This window comes from Crateriforma conspicua, from assembly GCF_007752935.1.
GTDB classification, from domain to species: Bacteria; Planctomycetota; Planctomycetia; order Pirellulales; family Pirellulaceae; genus Crateriforma; species Crateriforma conspicua.
Genome location: NZ_CP036319.1, coordinates 69,453 through 88,033 on the forward strand (window position 1 = coordinate 69,453; position 18,581 = coordinate 88,033).

The window sequence follows — 18,581 nt, forward strand, 5'->3', positions numbered from 1 at the left end:
GGTCGTAAAGTGGGAACAGGATGTCAGGGATCACAATCCAACAGTCTACGCCGAAGGCCGACATGTTTCAGAGGTTCGGCGCATGTGCCCGACAGTGCTTCGGTCGACCGATCGGTTCGTCGATTTTCCTGGCGTGTGTCCTGATCCTCCAGGCCTTGCCCGTCGACGATTCAGTGGGGCAAGATTCACCCGACGCTGATTCTGCCACCGCGCCTTGGCCCGACCGTATCACATGTCTGGTTCCGTGTACCGAAGTCGACCATGCCTTATCCGAAACGGCCGGTGCGGTCACGTCTGATGATCCAGCCCGCGCGGTGGGACCGACCGATTTAGCTTCGATTCGGCAGTGCTTGAACCCACGGGCGATCGACGCGTGGGAAGCCTATCAACAAGTGTGTCGGGCGTTTCAACAGGAGCCAGACGATCCGGCGATCGCCCGATTCCTGGGAATCAGTCGACCCACACCATCGCAACTTCGTGACCGCGGTGGTCGCGGGGCACCATCGTGGCTGGACTGGGATCGAGGTACCTATCGGACCTACGAATCGACACATTTCGTGATCCACAGCCAAGCCGACGAGGCATCCACGCGATCGATCGCCATCGATTTGGAACGCACCTATTGGATTTGGACACAGTTGTTTTTCCCGCTTTGGGAATCGCGTTCGCAGGTTGCTCGGACGTTTGCCGGAATGACAGAACCGACGGTCGCCGATGTGGTTCAACGACTTCGCGATACACAGACGACACTGAATGATTCAACAAGGATGCGAATCGTTGTCTTTGCCGATCGCGCCCGTTACCAGCGTGCTTTAGCCGAAGCGGTGCCGGGAATCGAAAACAGTACGGGTTTCTATGCCGACGGACGTCGCACCACGTTTCTGTATGTCGATCCGATCGACGACGCGGCGACCCGGCGTCATGAATTGACACATCAGTTGTTTCGCGAGGCGACCGATTCTCGTCTGGGACGCACCATGCCGGGATCGCGAGGCGATTTTTGGTTGGTCGAGGGGATCGCTGGATACGTCGAATCACTTCAAGGTTCCTCCCAGGCGGCGACTCTTGGCGGATGGGATAGCCCGCGGTTGCAATTCGCACGCTATCGCGTTCTGGCAAACGTCGAATACCTGGATCCGGAATCGTTATGGAAACAACCGGTTCACGAGGTCCAAAAGCGATCGGATTTGGCGACGTGGTACGCCCACGCCATTCTTCACACGCATTGGTTGATGGACCCACCGAACGATCAGTTTGCGTGGGTGTTGGATCGCTTGGCAAAACTGTACGCGATTCGAGTTCCATGGGCGAAGCAACCCCAGGTCCAGCCGCCTCGCCAAAGCGACTTGGAGTCTTTTCTGCGGGTCGATGATTCACATCTACGACGCAATCCGACCGACCGAGCGATGAAGCAGTTGTGCCTGTCGCGATGCGAAGTCACCTCCGATGGCCTGCGTTCGATTTCTCCGCAAGTCGGCCTACAGTGGCTGGATCTATCGGGCGTGTTTTTGACGTCCGACGATCTTTCGCTTCTGGACCCCAACCCGACTTCGCTACTGCAGTTGAATTTGGAGAACACGGCGGTCGACGAAGCCGCGTTACCGTGGATCGGTCGCGCCGTTGGTTTGACGGAATTGGACCTCAGTTGGACAGAAATCGATGACCGCTTGGCCGATCATTTGATGAACCACAAAGCGCTACAGACGGCGTGGTTGACCGGCAGTCGCGTCGGTGACGAAGTTCTCAGGACCCTAGAATCCATCGCGACTTTACGGTCGATCGATGTCCAGCGGACTCGGGTCAGCGACGGGGTTTTGCAGCGGTTCCGGGCCGCCCGTCCGTCGGTCGCTTTGAACCCGCTGGAATTGCGAGACTCACCGCAATGAGATCGACGTGCTACCATCCCTTTTCGCCCAGACGCCACGATCGGCGTTAGGATAACCGCCCTCCAAAAGTCGCTTTGTCCGGTGCAGCGCCAGCGACGGATCGGTGGTGCGGACCGCAACCCCGCCACCAAGTTCAATCCGGCCAAAGGGTGGCACCGAGTTGGCCGGAGGATTGAATCAGAACTGCGCCACGTGTTCGTCGTGTTTTTCGCCGGTCGATCACCGTGTACGGGCTTGACGACCGACAAATTTTCATGCTACTTTCCTGCACTTCTGGCAACGGTTTCCAGCCGTTGTTAGTCCTCCTGGGGGATTAGCTCAGTTGGGAGAGCGCTACAATGGCATTGTAGAGGTCATCGGTTCAAGTCCGTTATCCTCCACCTTCGAAAACCCCGCGAAACCAAGCGTTTTGCGGGGTTTTTTCGTGGTTTGACCCTTCGGTGCCGGGTGGTCCGAATGGCCAGCAATGGACTGAATTTGACTTGGTTGCACCTGATTTGGTGCAACCGTTGGTGCAACCATTTGCTCGTTGTGGTCGCGAACGATAGGCAATGACTCGACCGCGCCGGCCGTGTCCAACAACCGTGCGTCGGTGTAGGTCGTCATCGTCAATTCGAGCTTGGAATGTCGCATCGCAGCCTGTGCAACGCGGGGAGCCACACCGGCCCGGGATAAATGCGTTCCGAACGAGTGTCGTAGAGCGTGAACGTGAACTACGCATCCGTCCGCGTCCACCTTCGGGATCCCCGCAGCGGCAAGGTCGCGGTTCATGATTCGCAGGATGCCGTCCGGTACCGCGAACACTCGGTCGCCGGGCTGCCGGTCCAGTGTCCATGCTCTCAGCTCGGCGGCCAAGTCTGACCGCAACGGCACCGTTGAACCTTTGCGGCTCTTCTCGTTGCTGTGTCGCAGTCTGACAAACGGGACATCGCCAAAAGAAAGGTCGCGGCATTCAAGCGTCCGCAACTCATCGGCCCGCAGACCTGTCAGAACAAATGTTTTGTAAATCAACGCCCGTTCCCGCCCAAGCCGAAGCAATTCAACCCAGCGTTGCGGTTCAACCTTCGCAGCCAATTGATCTTTTCGTGGTCCGCGACGAATCGTTCGGGCATCATTCAGGGGTCGCTGTTTCGTTGCTTCCAGCAGTCGCGACAATTCTTCACCGGTCAGTGCTCGGGCTTTTCGTCTGGGGTTCGCTCGTTCGTCCAGCTTCGTCATTCCTTTGAATGGGTTGACCATCAACCGCTTTTCGCCGTTGCTGTGACTGCGTTTCCCTTTCCCCCGCCGACCGCAGCACCAGTTTGCGAAGTTGTTCCATGCTTCAACGTATCCGTTGAAAACGCTTTCGCTCATGTTGCGTTCACCGTCGACCTGCTCATACAGCCATCGTTCCAGCCGATCGGCGGAAAGATCGATCAACCGCCGGAACCGACAGGCGTCTGCTGATTCGTTCAGACGAGTTTCGTAGGTCTTAATGCGGTCCGCGTTCGTTTTCTTCATCCGGTGGTAATTCAGAAACGCGGCCAAGTGTGATGAGAGCGGGATTGCGGCATGGTCGGCAATCGCATCTTGTTCGGGTGTCATCACATTGGCTCGGACCAGTTCCGACCGCTTCACCAAGTCATCCAGCACGGACTGGGCGGCCTGTTTGTCACGACATCCTGTTGCCACTTCGCAAACCTTGCCTTCGCCATCGCGGTACTTGGCCGTCCACGTTGACGCTTCGGTCTTGATACGGTCGCCGGCTTCGGTCAGTTCCGCTGTGCGGCGTTTCCCTTTCCGGTCGGTCCACTGGGCAAACCGTTTCGTCTCGCCCTTCACCGTTCGGCTAACAATCTTCGCCCCGGCGGGCATCGGCCGGGTGGTTGTTTTCTTGAATAACGTTGCCATTGCTCGACCTACTATTGCAATCGTGATTCAAAATCTTCGTACTTGTTGGTCAATCGATTCTGGATGACGTTCCGGCTTACTTCGAATTGTTTCCCCAAAGCCGTGCAAATTGAATCCAAACATTCATCGGGATAATCCGACGGATTCAGCCCAGCCGCTTTGATTTGGTTGACAACGCCATCAAATCGCAGATCAAGTTCGTCTGCCGGAACCAACAAACAATTCGCAAAGGTGTTCGCTTGGTATTCCAGAAAGCCATATTCCCTTTCGGGAATTTGCGTTATCTGTGACTTCCAATCATCGATTGAATCGAACTCCATCGCCCCCAATATGTCGCGATGCAACACCCGATGCCCAAGTTCATGGGCGAGAGTAAATCGATACCTGTTAAATCGGTTTTCAAGGACAAACTCATCGACGGATATCGTTGTGAGATCCCGAGAGATGAACGCGTCTATGTTGAATGCGTTTTGCAAACCGCGAATCGGCACGACGTCCATTCCAAAGCCGCGTTCAACAATCATCTCGATCGCGACCGGAAAACGATCCGCGTAGCTACTATCCGAAAGCGTTCTAGCCGCAATGGCTTTCAATTCATCATAAGAAAGAAACGGAACATCCATCAGCTTCGGCGAATCCTCTCGACCAGTTCGTCTAAATCAATCCCGCCCGATTGCTGTTCGCTACGAATCGTTCGGAACAACGCGGGTAATTTGTCAATCGTTTGTTCATCATCGAGCAGATCGCTAGGCAACCGCCCACGCTCGGCAGCGGCAGCGTCGAATAGGCTAAACCACTGGTCGCTACCCTCTTTTAGCTCCAAAGCGCGAGCGTAGGCTTCAACCCTTTCGTCCGAATCAGGAGCAGGAAACCTGCCCCGTTCCAACTTGCTGTAATTGCCAGCATCAAATCCGTTTTCGCTGCAAAACTCTCGCAGCGACCAGCCGCCTGCTAGGCGAAATTCCTTCAAAAGCTCTCCAAATCTTGTCATATCGTGTCCTCCATAAGGTGTTGTAATCACTTTACAACACCTCGGCGGCAGAGGCAATTCGAGTCCAACCATTTCGTTACTCATCCCCCTAATTCTGCATGGTTTCGGCGATATCCCACGAACCGCCCGCAGGCTCGACACGTTGAACGTATCCAGCCGGGCCGATTCGGTGCGGGTTTGTCGATGTAGTTGGCTTGGTTGTTGTGCGGCCGGCAGTTCGGCCTTAGGTGTTCAATCAATGCGGGCTTGTGATCCCGAGCCAACGCGACCGCTTCGGCCGGTACGTCGCCGGCTTGCACGGTCAACCGAATCCGATCCGGTGGCACGCCGACCACCGAAACACCCATTGCGGACAGTTCCGCGACAATCGCGGCGGCGTTCATAGCTCCACCGCCGACCCGTTCGCGGAAATATCGCCCGAGCCGCCCCCGAAAAGGTCGCCGGGTGGGTTTGGTTGGTTAGGTGGGTTTGTTTCCGCTTCGCCCGATTCGTGTTCGGTGTGTTGCAAACCCGTTTCCGGTCGGTTGGGTGGGTTTGGTTGGTTAGCTCCCCCCTCAGGATTTGATGGTTCGGTGTGTCGATTCCCCTCCGAGTCCGTGCGACACACACGCCCCAAATTTTCGCGGGCAGAATCAGACCCACTTAACCCACCTAACCAACCCTCAGCCCTACGGACCCGCCACCGCTTCACACCACCGCCCGCCGATTCGTCGTCGATGTAGCGACCCTGCCAAACCCGCCCCCGGAAACCGCGAACCCGCCGGGCAAACCGTCGCCCGTCGAATCGTTCCCCGCAAATCTCGAAAACCGCTTCGGCTAGGGCTTCGTTGTCGGCGTAGTCCGCCTCGGTCCCGAACGTCTTTCGTTGGATCTCTTTGACGGTCAGACCCACGCCCGAAGGGTCGGCCGTTTCAATGCCCACAATCAGCTTGCCGAGCAATGCGGCGGTATCATCGCCCGCAAGAGCCGCCCGCCGTGTCGGTAACGGATCGGCACCGCCGGCCCAAACAATCGAGCCACGGACCACCGCCGACCAGCGTTCAAACGATCCCCAATCCCCGCCGGCTTGCGACGGGCAGCCCGCAACGAAGTAGGCCCGCAGGATGGTCAAAGCCGCGACCGCCAATCGCGGCCGTTCCGCTTCAATCCACGAAAGCAAATCAGGATGCCGAAAGCCGCTTCGATCTTCCGGCGTTTCGAGTGGCGATTGCAACCGGATCGGAAGAACACGCCGGCCCACGTCCGAGCCGAAAGCCATGTTGTTTCCCGTCGCCGACCAAACCGTCCGCATCGGAAGGTCGCCCGTCATCCGAGATTGACCGAGCACCCTATCGGACCAAGTTGACGACGTGATCGCAGCATCAAGAGCCGCCCCGCCTAGTTGAATGTCCAAGTTATCGAATAGAACGCTTGGCGTTGCCGCCAAAGCAACCGCCGTGATGACTTTCCGCATTTCGTCGTCGTCACGGGTGAACGCCTTTCGGCCGGCACGATGCCCGTATGCGATCAACGTTGCCGCATCGACCAAGAGCGACTTACCGGCCCCACGAATGTTCGCCGTCACCGCGAACAACGGAATGTAGCCGTCAATACTGGATCGGCCAATCATCGAAAGGACCATTGCCAGCCACGCCGAACGGTCGGCATCTTCAAAGATGGGGAAGTCTGCCAACACTTCCAGCAAATCGGCGATAGCCTTTGCCGCGTCATCCTTCGTCGGTTTGTTCGGCACGTTTGGAAACGCGACCGATGGGCGAAAGATCAAACCCGTTTGCAAATCGTAGCCCGGCGTTTGCACAATCGAGCCATCGACGCGAATCGTTGGGGATTGCACAACGCCCGCCAAAGGACGCACCGCACCGCCATAGGTGCCACGCCTGAAAACCGCGTCAATCAACCAACCCGGCGGCCGAACGGGCACGATGTCGATGTCATCTTCGGATTCCTTTTCAACCATCAACGAACACGCTTGCGTGATGCGTTCGCGAATCAAGCACGGCGGCAAATCCCGAACGGTCAAACGCCCGTCCGCGTCGATGTCGTCACTTTCCACGGCATGAACCAGCACGCCACCGCGAACAAACACCCGCACCCTGTCGCGGCGGCTTGCTTTGATCCACGGGCTATCCCAGCCGAGCCGACCAAGCCACCGGACCACTTCATCGGTCACGGCAGCTTCGTTCATCGTCACGATGACTTCGGGCCGTTCGTCGGCTTCGTTGTCGTCCGGCTTCGGTTCCCATGTTGCCGCTTCGCGGATCGCATCACGAACAAACGTTTCACCGTCCGGCTTCCGCAACACGTCGCGAACGTCGTCCCCGTGTTTGTCCTTCACGATGCCAGGCAATCGAGCGACCGCGACCGATGCCGCGATGCCCGAAAGATTGCCGGCGGTGTAGTCCGCACCGCGAACGCCCGCCAAATCCAAATCAGGGACAATCACAACATCAACGCCCGCAAATAGCCGAGCGTATTTCGTCGCAAGTTTGTTCGTCGGCATTCCGGCGGCATTGAACCCGAGTCCAACCAACGCGGCGGCATCCTTTACGCCTTCAACCAAAAGCCACGTTTCACCCCCGGCGGGCAAGCGACTGGGAAAGAACATGCCGGCATTGCCTTTGCCGTGTTTGCATTTCCCTTTGCCACCGGGCCAAAGATCAAAGTAGGAATGAACCGAACCGGCTTCGTTGTAAACATCGACCCGAGCCACGGGATACCGCTCGCGTCCCCGTGTCGCTTCCTTCACGCCGAACAACTTGAACGCATCAATCGGCATTCGCTTGTCGCGGCAAACCGCCGTAATGATGTCCACCGCTTCGGCCGGCTTCGTGTTCCCGTCCGCATCGCGAACCAGCCCGAGCCGATCGGCAAGCCACCGCACCGCTTCGCCTTTGCTGGAATCCATCAGCCAAGCCACGCTTGCAATACCGTCGCCGGGTTTGATCCGTGAGGACTTGTTGAAGCAATGCCGGCAGAACACCGCCCCGGTATCGTTCACGTCGCTTGCGGCGTTGTAGCGATCTTCACCGCCACACTTCGGGCAAGGTCGCCCGCGACCGTTCAGACAATCGGCCGGCATTCCGGCGGCTTGCAGCAAATCGGACCACCGCCCACGGGCAGCGGTTTTCACGTCGCGGACCAAATCACGCCCGCTATACTTGGGTTGTCGCTTTCGGGGTTGTTGGTGCTCAGGCATCGGCAGCCCCTTTTTTCTTCGCGGTCGCCGACACCCAAAGCCGCTTCACCCCGCAATGATGCCGAGCGTTCACGCTTTCACGAAAGCCAACCGGCACGATTTCGCCGTCGCGGTGCATCGCGGCTGGAATCCACCCGAAGCCGCGACGGTCAAACCCGTCGGGCGTTTCAATCGGTCGGATTGCATCCTCAAACGCGACCGGTTTCCCCTTGCGGAGCATTCGCCGAAAGATAGCGAACGCCTGGGCATACCACTTTTGTTTGTCGTCGTCGCTCATCGTCGGCCCCCTTTCGCTACGTTGCGTATATTGGGGCATCCGTCAGCGATCCATTGTTCAATGACCGAACGCGGCCAACGGACCAGCGAACCAAGTTTGATCGGCCTGGGCATCCGGCCGGCATCGGCTAGTCGGCGAACGTGTCGCGACGAACAACCGAGATAGTCTTTCGCAATGTCATCAACCGACAACATCGCCCGCCCGCGACCGTCAGCGATCGCATCGGCGTTTGCGGTTTCTTGGGGCATCGTCTGTCCCTCTGGTCATGTGCCAAGCAAACACCGCCACGGCTTGTGACTGTCAGCGTTCGCCATACGCAGACCACAAAACGGACCACCGGACCGCAGACTAGAAACACGGAAACCTCGTGTTTTGCGGGGTGAAGAAAAGGAAAAAAACTTCCAGGATGGTCCGATTTGGTCCGGTTCCTACAAATCGGACCTCCGAACAACCGAACCACCGGCGGCCTTGGCATCAGTCTTGTAGACCTTGATTCCGCAATCTCGCAAGTACTTTCCGAATGTGTCCGGCCGGTCGGGAACCATCGCAGCAGCTTCGCCATCCTTGATGATCGCAGCATGAAGTTCGGCTATCGTCATCTGGCATGCATCGGGTATTCGCTCCATCGCGTATTCATAGGCTGACCTTGCCTTGACCCGTGATGGGGAGTCCGCCCGTTTTGCCTTCGGCAAATCATCATCACTTGCCGCTCTCTTGTGCGTGGAGGTACGCCCAGTGGAAGCGGCAACTCCTGGCGTTTCGGCCAGATCGCCAGACGCCTTTTGTGTTCGCGACCCTCCATTTAAAACGCGGCGGTATTCGTCCACCAATTTCGCGTCCAAACGTCTCGAACCTCCCCCAGAGACGCCCAACCCCCACAAATCATGCCGACCAAGCAACGGCGGCAGCAGTTGCACGCGGAAACCGCCTTCGTCGTTAGGTTTGCTCACGACGCTTCTACCCGTTGCGGTTGCTATCAAGTCCAGGGATCGCGCTAGCCACTGCACGGCCAGATCATGCCATGTCGCACCCGCTAATCCATCAAATTCCATGGCTTGACTATCTGGCGGGTATAACCCAGCCAACGCCTGTTCCATGCAACAATTCCCTGTCGCGATCGTGGTCATGGCCTCGCAGATCGCTTCGACATAGAAAACGTCAGTTGATCCGCCCGCGAGCTGATCGGCGTAATGGAGGGCGTCGCGCAATTGCCTGTGGACAAGCCCAAATGACGGGCCCGATGGCATCGTTTGTTCCGTGTCGCTTGCGGTCACCGGTGTTGCCCGCTTCAAGTAGTCAAAAAAGCCCAGAACAAACCGATCCAACTCGGCTAGGTCTTGCTCCCAGGCGGACAGTGCCGCGTCTCTTTCGTCCTTGCGTTGACGGGAAGCGGCTAACAGTTTTCCGTTTTCCAGCACAGAAACCAGCTTGTCGTTGCTGTCCTTGATTTCGCTACCCACTAGCGGAATAAGTTGGTCTTGGCTCGCTTCGCGAATCGTCGATGCAAAAAGTTCAGGTCGCAATCTTATGTAGCGATCGACAGCACGGTCCACGCGACGGGACGGATGCCACCCCGATGCAAGGCCACGTCGAATGTTGACTTCCCTTTCATCGCTCCTGGTCCATATGCGGGGGCTTGTCGCCTTCCGCCCCCTTTGCTGGGCCTGCCTTCGCCAAAACTGTTCTTCGGCCCGCTGGATGGCCTGTGGTAATGCGGGTTCGGTCAGGATCTGTAGCGCAAGTACGTCGCGCTCTAAAAACCTTGGGAGCCAGAACGAGACGGATTGTAGAAACTTGGTCCAGCGAGTGAGCGGGCTGTTGCCGTCAGCAACAATCGTGTGGGTAAAGCCCATCCATAAGTCCCCTTGTAGCGGGCCGGCCTGCCCGACTGCGGCGCAAGGGTACGCCGGCAGTCGGGCGGATCGTACGGCACCCCGTCAGGCACCTACCCGTGAATCGCGGTTGTCAGGCCGCGATATTTCGAACACGCCGATTGACGGTCGGCGAAGCTCGATTTTTGCATTTTGGCCGCGAATTGCCAAACGATTAGCACGCACCGCCCCCAACCCCGCGCGCGGTCGCTGAACCATCGACCGGTGATCGCAGCGCTACGGGGACCATGCCGCGGCTTCAATGGTGCCTAGTGGGGCGCGGGATCTGACTGGGTTGTAGTCGCCCTAGAAAAAACATCGGCGCAGACGCCACCGCGTCGCCGAAGTCGCCGCCCCCTGATGCGGCCAATTGCCTTTGCGACCGCTCCGGCTTCCTTGACTCGTTTGTCGCCATCAACGATTCCCGCGAATCCGCAGCAATTGAAGTGAACACTGATTGCCATAAACGCGTTGCCGTTGTCCATCTGGACCACGCCGGCCACACCGCGATTCAGTTCGACCGATAACGCCATTAGCTCGTGACGGGTCGCTATCCCGCAGCCATTTGCCCATCTCGAGCGGATGGCATCGCTGCCCATGACTGCTGCGATATTCGATGGAACGGACCACGCTCCCACATCTCATTGAATGCTGCTACGTTGGCGGTGCGGACCAACCATAAATAACACTCAGCCCACAATCCGCGAGGGGCTGACTACACTGGTTGAAAGCGAGTCCCCACTGTCTGCCGATGGCCGATCGACTTCGCCGTGGCGCTGTGAGTGTGGGCGAAAAGGGGGTGATGATGCCTGAAACAATTTGCCAAACGTGCGGAAACGTAATCGAATTCAGTCGCGCCAAGCACAACACCGTGGTCGAATGTTCACAGTGCGGCGACCCGGTTCGACTTTGGGATCGATCGATTAGGGTTCAAATCGCCCAGGCACGTGCAAATCACCAAAGACCAATTAGTAACAACACAGCGGCAATCCTCTCGCTATTCTGTCCTGGCCTTGGCCAGATGTGCCTCGGAGCAATTCCGCAAGGTATCGGTCTGTTGTTTGCATCCATGCTCTTGGGTGCGATGACCATCATCTTCTTGCCGTTTGGCTTTCTACTTGTGACGCTTCACGTTGCCCAGGTTGTAGACGCTGCACGCATGTGATCGACAAGCCAGAATTCTGATTTTGGTGGCCGAGAAAACGAAACCCGTCACGGGTGGGTCGTCTCGCATTCGTTCCGAGTTTTGGATGGCCCCCGGGGGTCGGCCAAATTTTGACATTGTTTGGACACGCCTGGGCAAGCGGTCTATCGCCAGAACCACGCCTAGGATTTCGGCCCCCCTACCCTCTCGGCTTCGGCTTGGTGTTCAAGTTCCGCCAACAGCCGTTCCGTGCCATCGCGACCGAACAGTTCCGCCACCGCATCGACCAGCACGGCCGCGACCGTTCGTTCATCCGATTCTGCAATCTGGTGCAACCATTGGTGCAACCGGTCGGTGGCGTCTTGCTTGGTGCCGGCTTTTACGTGGTTTTCGTTTAACGACTCGCACAATGGCATTGTAGAGGTCATCGGTTCAAGTCCGTTATCCTCCACCTTCAATTAAAAAGCCGCTGGTCAAGTGTGACCGGCGGCTTTTTCATTGGGTTTCGTGCACCCCGTTACAAGTTCAATTGAAACGGCTTGCGGCAATGCGTTTTCCGTGACCTCAGCACCCAGTGTGACTTGCCGAGTTCAATCGTTCCCCTTTTCTTGACGCCGACACAATTCGTCCGGTGAACGGTAGATCGAGTCAACGTGATCACCCATGGTCGGCCTCGCTTCCCCATTGATGAAGCGTCCACGTGATGCACGAGCGGCAAGCTCCGAACGGTGCGTGGCCTCCAGGGTCGTGCTATTGTCGATTCGATTCCGCTGCCGGGGAGGTGTTTCGGACCGACGCGTCGAAACAAAAACGCTTCGAGCCTTCGGTTGGTCCAATCTCTAGCTCGAAATCGGTCGTGTCAGGTCTTGCAGTACGGTTCCGATTCCGGCGTTGGGCCGTCCCAGACACGCGCTGATCGTGGCCACCCTCTGTGCATGCTTACCGTGGACGTGAAAGCAGTGGATAAATCTTAGGACGACTGAAAAACGACCCAACGCCAAGGAACTCCCTCGGCTCGATTTTCGAGAGGGCCAATGAAAGACAGACGTTGGTCAACGCCAATGGCAGACAACACTCTTGCATCCTTTCGACGTGGACCGGGGCAACTGTTGGGCTCCTAGCACGTGAAGTAGGAAAGTCGCCGCAAACTTCAATTTGATCAGATCACCTTATCGATAGATCACTTACTATCTTCTCTCTCTATAATCAGCCTGAGCGATAACGCCGCTATCGTTGGGAGTGGGCCGAGACAGACCAACGAATGAAGTGACGGTCACAAAGCCGTTTTCAATCGGAAAGCACTCCCATGTTCTTATTCTTTAAGATCCATCGAGCAGTACTACGCTCGCTCGCCGTCCTGCTATCAGCATGCTTGGCGGCGAACGTGTCTGCTCAGGCCGACGTTCCGGTCGAACTCAATGGTTTCCTCGAAAATCATTGTTTGAGCTGTCACGATTCTTTTGGGCGAGAGGGAGACCTCGATCTCGAGAGCCTTCCCTTCGATTTAGCGAACAAGCAGACCTTCGCAGCATGGGTGCTCATTCACGACCGAGCAGATCACGGGGAGATGCCCCCAAAGGAGAGTATGCGGCCGGCCAAGGAAGATTTGAACGCTTTTCTCGAATCGCTTTCCGATTCCCTGATCGCCGCAGACCGCGAACGCATTGCCCAAACAGGACGCTCGAAAGTTCGGCGCGTCAACCGGTTCGAATACGAGAACACGCTGCGGCACGTTCTCGACTCTCCATGGCTGCAGGTCTCCCACCGGCTGCCGGAGGACGGGACTTATCAGAATTTCAACAAGACCGGCGACCGGCTCGACGTTTCCCATGTGCAGATGGCCAAGTACCTGGAAACGGCAGACTACGCATTGCGGTCCGCAGTCAACGCGGCTGCATTTCGTTCGGAGACGAAACGCTACTACGCCCGAGACGAAGGGACGATGATTTTCTGGATGCGGTTCAAAAAGGGAATCAACCGATACCCCAGCCGCGCGGCGATACCGATGCTGGGCCTTACCTCGGAAACGGAGGTCATCCGAGAAAACCAACCGTTGACCGTAGGCGATTCCAATCCAGAAATTCGAAACCAGGAGGCCTTTGGTTTCGTTGTCGGCACCCAGGCCTCGGCGGCAAAATACGACTTCAGAAACGTCATCGTGCCCACGCCAGGAAACTACCGACTGCGGATGAAGACTTATACCTTCACCGCGGGACCTAACGGCCGAGCGCTCGGAGACGATCATGGACTCACAGGCGGCGAGCCTAAGTGGTGGCGACCTGACCGAAATGTCGTCATGCGCGGGAAACGCCGCGAACCGATCACCCTCTATGCCCATACCGCAAGCGGCGAAAGTCTTTGGATCGGAAGTTTCGACTCGTATCCCGATCCCAAGGTTATTGAGCGCGAGGTGGTTCTGCGAAAAGGTGACGCGATCCGTCCGGATGCCGGACGATTGCTAAGAACACAACCGCGCTGGAGTGGCAACCCGAACGCGACGCCAGAGGGCGTTCCTGGTTTCGCAATGAACTGGTTGGAGCTTGAAGGCCCATTGAATGAGGATTGGCCTCCCCAAAGTTACCAAGCCCTGTTTGGGGATCTTCCCTTCAGAGTCCATGAGAGCGAGGAACGTCTGCCGCTTCCGCCGCTATTAACTGAGGAAACCTTGATCGGGTGGACCGAGCGTTCGCCGGGCATTCCCCACCGTCGCGTGGAAGTGTTGCCCAACGATCCGGACGCCGATGCGAGGCGACTCTTGATTGCCTTCATCAAGAAGGCGTACCGATCCCCGATCGCCGATGATGCGATCATCGAACCGTATTTCGAAATTTACAAGGAAGCGACCGCGATCGGACAATCGTTTACCGACGCGATGATCGCCGCTTACACCACGATACTTTCCTCCCCCGATTTCCTTTTCCTGGAATCGCAAGTTGGCCCGCTCGAAGACCACGAGATCGCGTCTCGACTTTCCTACTTCCTTTGGAATGGGCCGCCAGACGAGAAACTTGAAGACGCGCAAAACCTTCATCAAGAGATGGAGTTGCGAGCGCAGACGGAGCGGATGCTGTCGGATCCCAAATCCGATCGATTCATCAACGCTTTCCTCGATTACTGGCTAGAACTGAAAGAGATCAATGCCAACACGCCCGATTCCCAACTGTATCCCCAATACTATATCGACGATCAACTGACTGAAGCTTCCCTGTTCGAAACGCGACGCTTTTTCCGGGAGCTGATCGACAAGGATCTCCCCGCCCGCAACTTGGTCGACTCTGACTTCACTTATGCAAACGAGCGTCTCGCCAGGCACTACGATTTAGAGCCTTTCGAAGGCGTAGAGCTCCGCCGTGTTTCTCTGCCCGATGACTCTCCTCGTGGAGGACTCCTCACCCAAGCAAGCGTTCTCAGGGTCACCGCGAACGGGACGACAACGTCACCCGTTTTACGCGGAGCGTGGATCATGGAACGTCTTTTGGGCGTTCATATCCCGCCGCCGCCTTCGGGCGTCGAGGCCGTCGAGCCTGATACCCGCGGAGCGACCACCATCCGTGAACAGCTCGACAAGCACACCTCATTCGAATCTTGCAACGCATGCCACGCAAAATTCGACCCAGCTGGCTTCGCACTGGAGAGTTTCGACATTGCTGGTGGCTGGCAGGATCGCTACCGAGCCATCGGCGAAATCGGAGAGCCCGTGGAAGGTGTTGGCTTGAATGGGCTCCTGTTTACTTATCGCAACGCCGAGCCGGTCGACCCTTCAGGAGTTTTGGAAGATGGCCGAGCTTTTAAAGACATCCACGAGTTCAAATCCCATTTGCTGGGCGACGAACGAGCCATCGCCCGGAACCTGGTCAAGCAATTCATCGTTTACGCCACCGGTGCCACGATGAGTTTCAGCGAGCGCCAGCAAGTCGAACAGATTGTCGACTCGTGCCAGGAAAGTGAATTCGGGGTAAGGTCGATCATTCACGCCGTCATCCAGAGCGACCTGTTCAAAATCAAGTAGCCGTAATCGCACTGCCATGCACCTACTCTCTTCTGATCGCCGCATCTCTCGCCGTCGACTCCTTCGTGGGGCAGGAGTGGCGCTTGGCTTGCCTTTTCTTGAGGCCATGCTGCCACCGTTCACGCGACGTCTCTTCGCGGCGACGCCAGTCGAACCGAAGCCGCAGCGTCTCTTCGCCATCTGCAACAACCTCGGCGTCTTACCGAACCATTTCTTTCCCAGCCAAGCGGGCCGTGACTATGAACTCTCGCCTTACCTCGAGGAGCTCTCTTCCCATCGAAACGATTTCACCGTCCTGAGCGGAGTTCACCATCCCGGGGTAGACGGCGCGCACTCATCCGACGTGTCCTTTCTGACCGCAGCGACCCATCCGGGAGGCGGCGGATTTCGCAACACCATTTCTTTGGACCAATATGTTGCGGGCGAGATTGGCCATCACACCCGATTTCCCTCGCTCACGCTGGGAGTGAACGCCGCTGCCGGACGTCGTAGTCTGTCGTGGACTCCTTCCGGCGTGCTGATTCCCTGCGAGGACAGCGCCGCCAGCGTCTACAAACAGCTCTTCCTGCAAGGGTCTGAAAAAGAAATCGAGAACCAGATTGAAAAGTTGAAGCTGGGCGAAAGCATCATGGATACTGTTGCCGAGCAGTCGCGAGCGCTCAATCGCCGACTCGGCGCTAGCGATCGCGACCGAATGGACCAGTACACGACGGCAGTCCGTGAAACCGAACGACGCATGAAAAAGGCTCGCGAGTGGGAACGACTTCCCAAACCGGTTCCCTCTGCCGAATGCCCCATCGATCCCGGCGGCCCCGCCGCCTACATGGAAAAGACTCGACTCATGTACGAGATGGCGCGTCTTGCCTTTGAGACCGACTCCACCCGCAGCATCACGCTGCTGCTGGACAGCAACAATTCTCCCACCATCACCGTCTCCGAAATTCCAATCTCCGACGGCTACCACAACCTGTCTCATCATGGCAAAGACGAGAAGAAGCTAGCTCAGCTAGAGGCCATCGACCGCAATCACATGCGGCTTATCAGCCAACTGATTAGCGCGTTTAAGGACTCGAAAGACGGGGACGCCAGCCTGCTCGAAAACTCGCTCATCCTTTACGGCAGCAATCTCGGCGACGCAAACAAACACACCACCGACAACATGCCCATGTTGGTGGCGGGCGGACGACTCAAACACGGCCAGCACCTCGCCTTCGACCGCGACAAAAACTACCCGCTCCCAAATTTGTTTGTCTCCATGCTTCAGTCCATGGGCATTGAGGCCGATACGTTTGCAAGTTCGACCGGAACGATGAGAGGCCTCGACCTAAAAGCCATCTCATAAATACAGCTCCATCGTGTGATCCATAACGCCAGTTTCGAAAGCTCTTAAGCATGGTGATCATGCTGGCTAGGTGAAAGATCTTTCGAAGCGTCTCGCGTACTTCTCACAACGCATCACATGGCGTCTGCAATTCGGTAGCCAACTGAATCACCGCTTGCCGGCGAACCGCTGGAATAATCAGCGAGTGTTTGGATGCAGGTACTGATCGCTTGTTTCGGCACCCCAGGATTGTACGCCAAGTGGTGGCGGCGTTGGCAACTTCGGTACAGTTTCATTGCGACGCTGATTGACGCTTTCGTCCGCGAATCACTGTAATCACAACACCGATACAACTTTGATTCAAACGGAGTTTACAGATTCAGGTTCTAGTTTCTGTCGAGGCCTACTCTTTGAGCCAGAAGCCGTTCCCAGTCCCGAACACGAATGGATTTTGGTTCGCCCTTAATCCCTCCAAGGTTCCGTCGTTTTCGTGGCGTTTCGGATCTTGTCCTCGGTTGTGCTATCGTGCTGCGGCTTTCAATTCGGCAAAACGGTCACGCATTTCACGCAATGTATCCGCGTGTTCCGGATCGCCAGCCAAATCGTTTTCTTCGCGCGGGTCGCTTCGCAGATCGAATAGTTGTTCGTAGTCAAATTCAGGCCAATAGAAATATTTCCAGTCACGACGCACGAGTGCTTCGGATGCCGGAATGAAGTCCTTGCTACGAAGCATCGGGTGTTCGTAAAAGAACTCGCTTCGCCAATCCGGTTTTTGGTCCGCAAGGTACAGCGAACTGACGTCCCTGCCCTGCATCGTTTCGGGGACGTCGACGCCTGTGGCGGAAAGGATTGTCGGGGCCAGGTCAACGTTCAAGGTAAACGCGTCATTGGTTTGGCCACGGATGTTGTCGGTCATCCGCGGGTCGCGAATGATCAATGGCACACGAATGCTTTCTTGGTGTGGGTACCACTTATCCGCCAAGCCGTGCTCGGCATGGTAATAACCATTATCCGTGGTAAAGATGACCAGTGTGTTGCCACCAAGCCCTTGCGTTTCAAGCTCTGCCAGGATTCGCCCACAAGTCGCATCGACCTCGGTCGCCAAACGATAGTAGTTCTTCATCATCGTTTGGTATTTTTGGGGCGTGTCAAATCGCCAGTGCCATCGGTTGCGTCCTTCGTTCTTTTCGTTGCCCACGAAGTCAGGCAATCGTTCGAACGACTCTTGTGTCGCGTTGGGTGCCACGGGAACGGTCACGTCCCGATGCAGACTCATGCTTTCGGGCTGAGGCAGAAACTGCTTGGGATTGGAATCTTCCGCGTGGGTCGCAAAGAATGCCACGGTCAAGCAGAACGGTTGATCAGCCGGACGCGTTTTCAGAAACTCTAACGCGTCCATTTCGTTCTTTTTCGTCACATGAATCTCGGATCCGTCCGGCTGCGTCATCCAATGTTTTCCGTAATACGATCGGCTAAAGTCGAATTGGTCAGCGGGGGTCTTTCCGTTGTGCCATTTGCCGACATGTCCCACGTAATACCCATGCTGACGAAGCAGTCCGGGGAAGGTCTTTTGCCAAGGCGTTGTCCACGGTTTGAAGGAGCGATTGCCGTGACGTGACATCCATTGGCCGGTAAAGAGCGTCGCACGGCTGACACCGCATATCGACGTCGTGACGCAGTTCTGCGTGAATCGGATGCCTTCGCGTGAAAGTTTGTCCAACGTTGGTGTTTGAACAACCGAGTTTCTGGCAATGCCCAACGTGTCGTGACGCCAATCATCGGCGTACAGCAACAGCACATTCAGCGGTTGAGATTCAGTTGAAGCGTGTGCGGATGTATCCGCGCTGGCAAACGTTGCCCATGCAATCACCAGAACCAACTGGCACCCAGCGGCAATCAGAATTCGTGATGTCATGAAGTCATTCTTGGGTGGTGTTTTGTAGAAAGGTCTTTGTCAGCCCGACACGGAAGATTTGTGATCTTTCAACGTGTCGTC

The 18,581-nt window shown here is 56.7% G+C and carries 14 protein-coding genes and 1 tRNA gene; 6 read left to right on the plus strand and 9 right to left on the minus strand.

Features of this window, described 5'->3' with window-relative positions; all coding sequences use genetic code 11:
* The first annotated feature begins 62 nt into the window (after positions 1 to 62).
* Both Mal65_RS00225 and Mal65_RS00230 read left to right on the plus strand, forming a co-directional pair.
* The gene (locus Mal65_RS00225) at positions 63 to 1,886 is read left to right on the plus strand and encodes a hypothetical protein (RefSeq protein WP_145292565.1); all 1,824 of its coding nucleotides are present in this window, start codon (positions 63 to 65) and stop codon (positions 1,884 to 1,886) included.
* Between the two features lie 307 nt (positions 1,887 to 2,193).
* A tRNA-Ala gene (locus Mal65_RS00230) sits at positions 2,194 to 2,266 on the plus strand.
* Here the strand turns inward: Mal65_RS00230 and Mal65_RS27390 are convergent.
* From Mal65_RS27390 to Mal65_RS00260, 7 genes are all read right to left on the minus strand, one after another.
* Positions 2,220 to 3,776 (minus strand): tyrosine-type recombinase/integrase, encoded by a 1,557-nt coding sequence (locus tag Mal65_RS27390; protein ID WP_145304505.1) that lies wholly within the window; start codon positions 3,774 to 3,776, stop codon positions 2,220 to 2,222. The two genes, Mal65_RS00230 and Mal65_RS27390, sit on opposite strands and share 47 nt — an antisense overlap.
* A gap of 11 nt (positions 3,777 to 3,787) precedes the next feature.
* On the minus strand, positions 3,788 to 4,399 hold the full coding sequence (locus Mal65_RS00240; RefSeq protein WP_145292567.1) for an ImmA/IrrE family metallo-endopeptidase: 612 nt from the start codon (positions 4,397 to 4,399) through the stop codon (positions 3,788 to 3,790).
* Positions 4,399 to 4,851 (minus strand): helix-turn-helix domain-containing protein, encoded by a 453-nt coding sequence (locus Mal65_RS00245; protein ID WP_145292569.1) that lies wholly within the window; start codon positions 4,849 to 4,851, stop codon positions 4,399 to 4,401. The genes Mal65_RS00240 and Mal65_RS00245 overlap by 1 nt, the downstream gene beginning before the upstream one ends.
* 295 nt (positions 4,852 to 5,146) lie before the next feature.
* On the minus strand, positions 5,147 to 7,897 hold the full coding sequence (locus tag Mal65_RS00250) for a primase-helicase zinc-binding domain-containing protein (RefSeq protein WP_165700974.1): 2,751 nt from the start codon (positions 7,895 to 7,897) through the stop codon (positions 5,147 to 5,149).
* A gap of 58 nt (positions 7,898 to 7,955) precedes the next feature.
* Positions 7,956 to 8,279 (minus strand): hypothetical protein, encoded by a 324-nt coding sequence (locus tag Mal65_RS26265; protein WP_165700965.1) that lies wholly within the window; start codon positions 8,277 to 8,279, stop codon positions 7,956 to 7,958.
* The gene (locus tag Mal65_RS27395; RefSeq protein ID WP_145292573.1) at positions 8,237 to 8,488 is read right to left on the minus strand and encodes a helix-turn-helix transcriptional regulator; all 252 of its coding nucleotides are present in this window, start codon (positions 8,486 to 8,488) and stop codon (positions 8,237 to 8,239) included. The genes Mal65_RS26265 and Mal65_RS27395 overlap by 43 nt, the downstream gene beginning before the upstream one ends.
* 180 nt (positions 8,489 to 8,668) lie before the next feature.
* Positions 8,669 to 10,093, minus strand: coding sequence for a hypothetical protein (locus tag Mal65_RS00260; RefSeq protein ID WP_145292575.1), 1,425 nt, complete (start codon positions 10,091 to 10,093; stop codon positions 8,669 to 8,671).
* A 769-nt stretch (positions 10,094 to 10,862) separates the two neighbouring features.
* Between Mal65_RS00260 and Mal65_RS00265 the strand changes: the two genes are divergently transcribed.
* Positions 10,863 to 11,276 carry a hypothetical protein gene (locus Mal65_RS00265; protein WP_145292577.1) on the plus strand — a complete coding sequence of 138 codons (414 nt, stop codon included), beginning with the start codon at positions 10,863 to 10,865 and terminating at the stop codon, positions 11,274 to 11,276.
* A 161-nt stretch (positions 11,277 to 11,437) separates the two neighbouring features.
* Here Mal65_RS00265 and Mal65_RS00270 read toward each other — a convergent pair whose 3' ends face one another.
* A complete protein-coding gene (locus Mal65_RS00270; RefSeq protein WP_165700975.1) occupies positions 11,438 to 11,683 on the minus strand; it encodes a hypothetical protein in 246 nt (81 codons plus the stop codon).
* A gap of 878 nt (positions 11,684 to 12,561) precedes the next feature.
* On the opposite strand from Mal65_RS00270, the gene Mal65_RS00275 reads away from it, so the two are divergent.
* The 3 genes from Mal65_RS00275 to Mal65_RS27275 all read left to right on the plus strand — a co-directional run bounded on the left by Mal65_RS00275 (position 12,562) and on the right by Mal65_RS27275 (position 16,921).
* Positions 12,562 to 15,264, plus strand: coding sequence for a DUF1592 domain-containing protein (locus Mal65_RS00275; RefSeq protein WP_145292581.1), 2,703 nt, complete (start codon positions 12,562 to 12,564; stop codon positions 15,262 to 15,264).
* 16 nt (positions 15,265 to 15,280) lie between these two features.
* Positions 15,281 to 16,606, plus strand: coding sequence for a DUF1552 domain-containing protein (locus tag Mal65_RS00280; RefSeq protein ID WP_145292583.1), 1,326 nt, complete (start codon positions 15,281 to 15,283; stop codon positions 16,604 to 16,606).
* Positions 16,607 to 16,798: 192 nt separating this feature from the next.
* On the plus strand, positions 16,799 to 16,921 hold the full coding sequence (locus Mal65_RS27275) for a hypothetical protein (RefSeq protein WP_261342914.1): 123 nt from the start codon (positions 16,799 to 16,801) through the stop codon (positions 16,919 to 16,921).
* 184 nt (positions 16,922 to 17,105) lie between these two features.
* On the opposite strand, the gene Mal65_RS00285 is transcribed toward Mal65_RS27275, so the two are convergent.
* On the minus strand, positions 17,106 to 18,500 hold the full coding sequence (locus Mal65_RS00285) for a sulfatase family protein (RefSeq protein WP_145292585.1): 1,395 nt from the start codon (positions 18,498 to 18,500) through the stop codon (positions 17,106 to 17,108).
* Between the last annotated feature and the right edge of the window lie 81 nt (positions 18,501 to 18,581).

Coding starts and splice junctions, on each gene's coding strand:
- Mal65_RS00285 (WP_145292585.1), bottom strand. CDS start 18,500: ATGACATCACGAATTCTGATTGCCGCTGGGTGCCAGTTGGTTCTGGTG.
- Mal65_RS27275 (WP_261342914.1), top strand. CDS start 16,799: ATGCAGGTACTGATCGCTTGTTTCGGCACCCCAGGATTGTACGCCAAG.
- Mal65_RS00245 (WP_145292569.1), bottom strand. CDS start 4,851: ATGAGTAACGAAATGGTTGGACTCGAATTGCCTCTGCCGCCGAGGTGT.
- Mal65_RS00260 (WP_145292575.1), bottom strand. CDS start 10,093: ATGGGCTTTACCCACACGATTGTTGCTGACGGCAACAGCCCGCTCACT.
- Mal65_RS00265 (WP_145292577.1), top strand. CDS start 10,863: ATGGCCGATCGACTTCGCCGTGGCGCTGTGAGTGTGGGCGAAAAGGGG.
- Mal65_RS00240 (WP_145292567.1), bottom strand. CDS start 4,399: ATGGATGTTCCGTTTCTTTCTTATGATGAATTGAAAGCCATTGCGGCT.
- Mal65_RS00225 (WP_145292565.1), top strand. CDS start 63: ATGTTTCAGAGGTTCGGCGCATGTGCCCGACAGTGCTTCGGTCGACCG.
- Mal65_RS00270 (WP_165700975.1), bottom strand. CDS start 11,683: ATGACCTCTACAATGCCATTGTGCGAGTCGTTAAACGAAAACCACGTA.
- Mal65_RS27395 (WP_145292573.1), bottom strand. CDS start 8,488: ATGCCCCAAGAAACCGCAAACGCCGATGCGATCGCTGACGGTCGCGGG.
- Mal65_RS26265 (WP_165700965.1), bottom strand. CDS start 8,279: ATGCCCCAATATACGCAACGTAGCGAAAGGGGGCCGACGATGAGCGAC.
- Mal65_RS27390 (WP_145304505.1), bottom strand. CDS start 3,776: ATGGCAACGTTATTCAAGAAAACAACCACCCGGCCGATGCCCGCCGGG.
- Mal65_RS00280 (WP_145292583.1), top strand. CDS start 15,281: ATGCACCTACTCTCTTCTGATCGCCGCATCTCTCGCCGTCGACTCCTT.
- Mal65_RS00275 (WP_145292581.1), top strand. CDS start 12,562: ATGTTCTTATTCTTTAAGATCCATCGAGCAGTACTACGCTCGCTCGCC.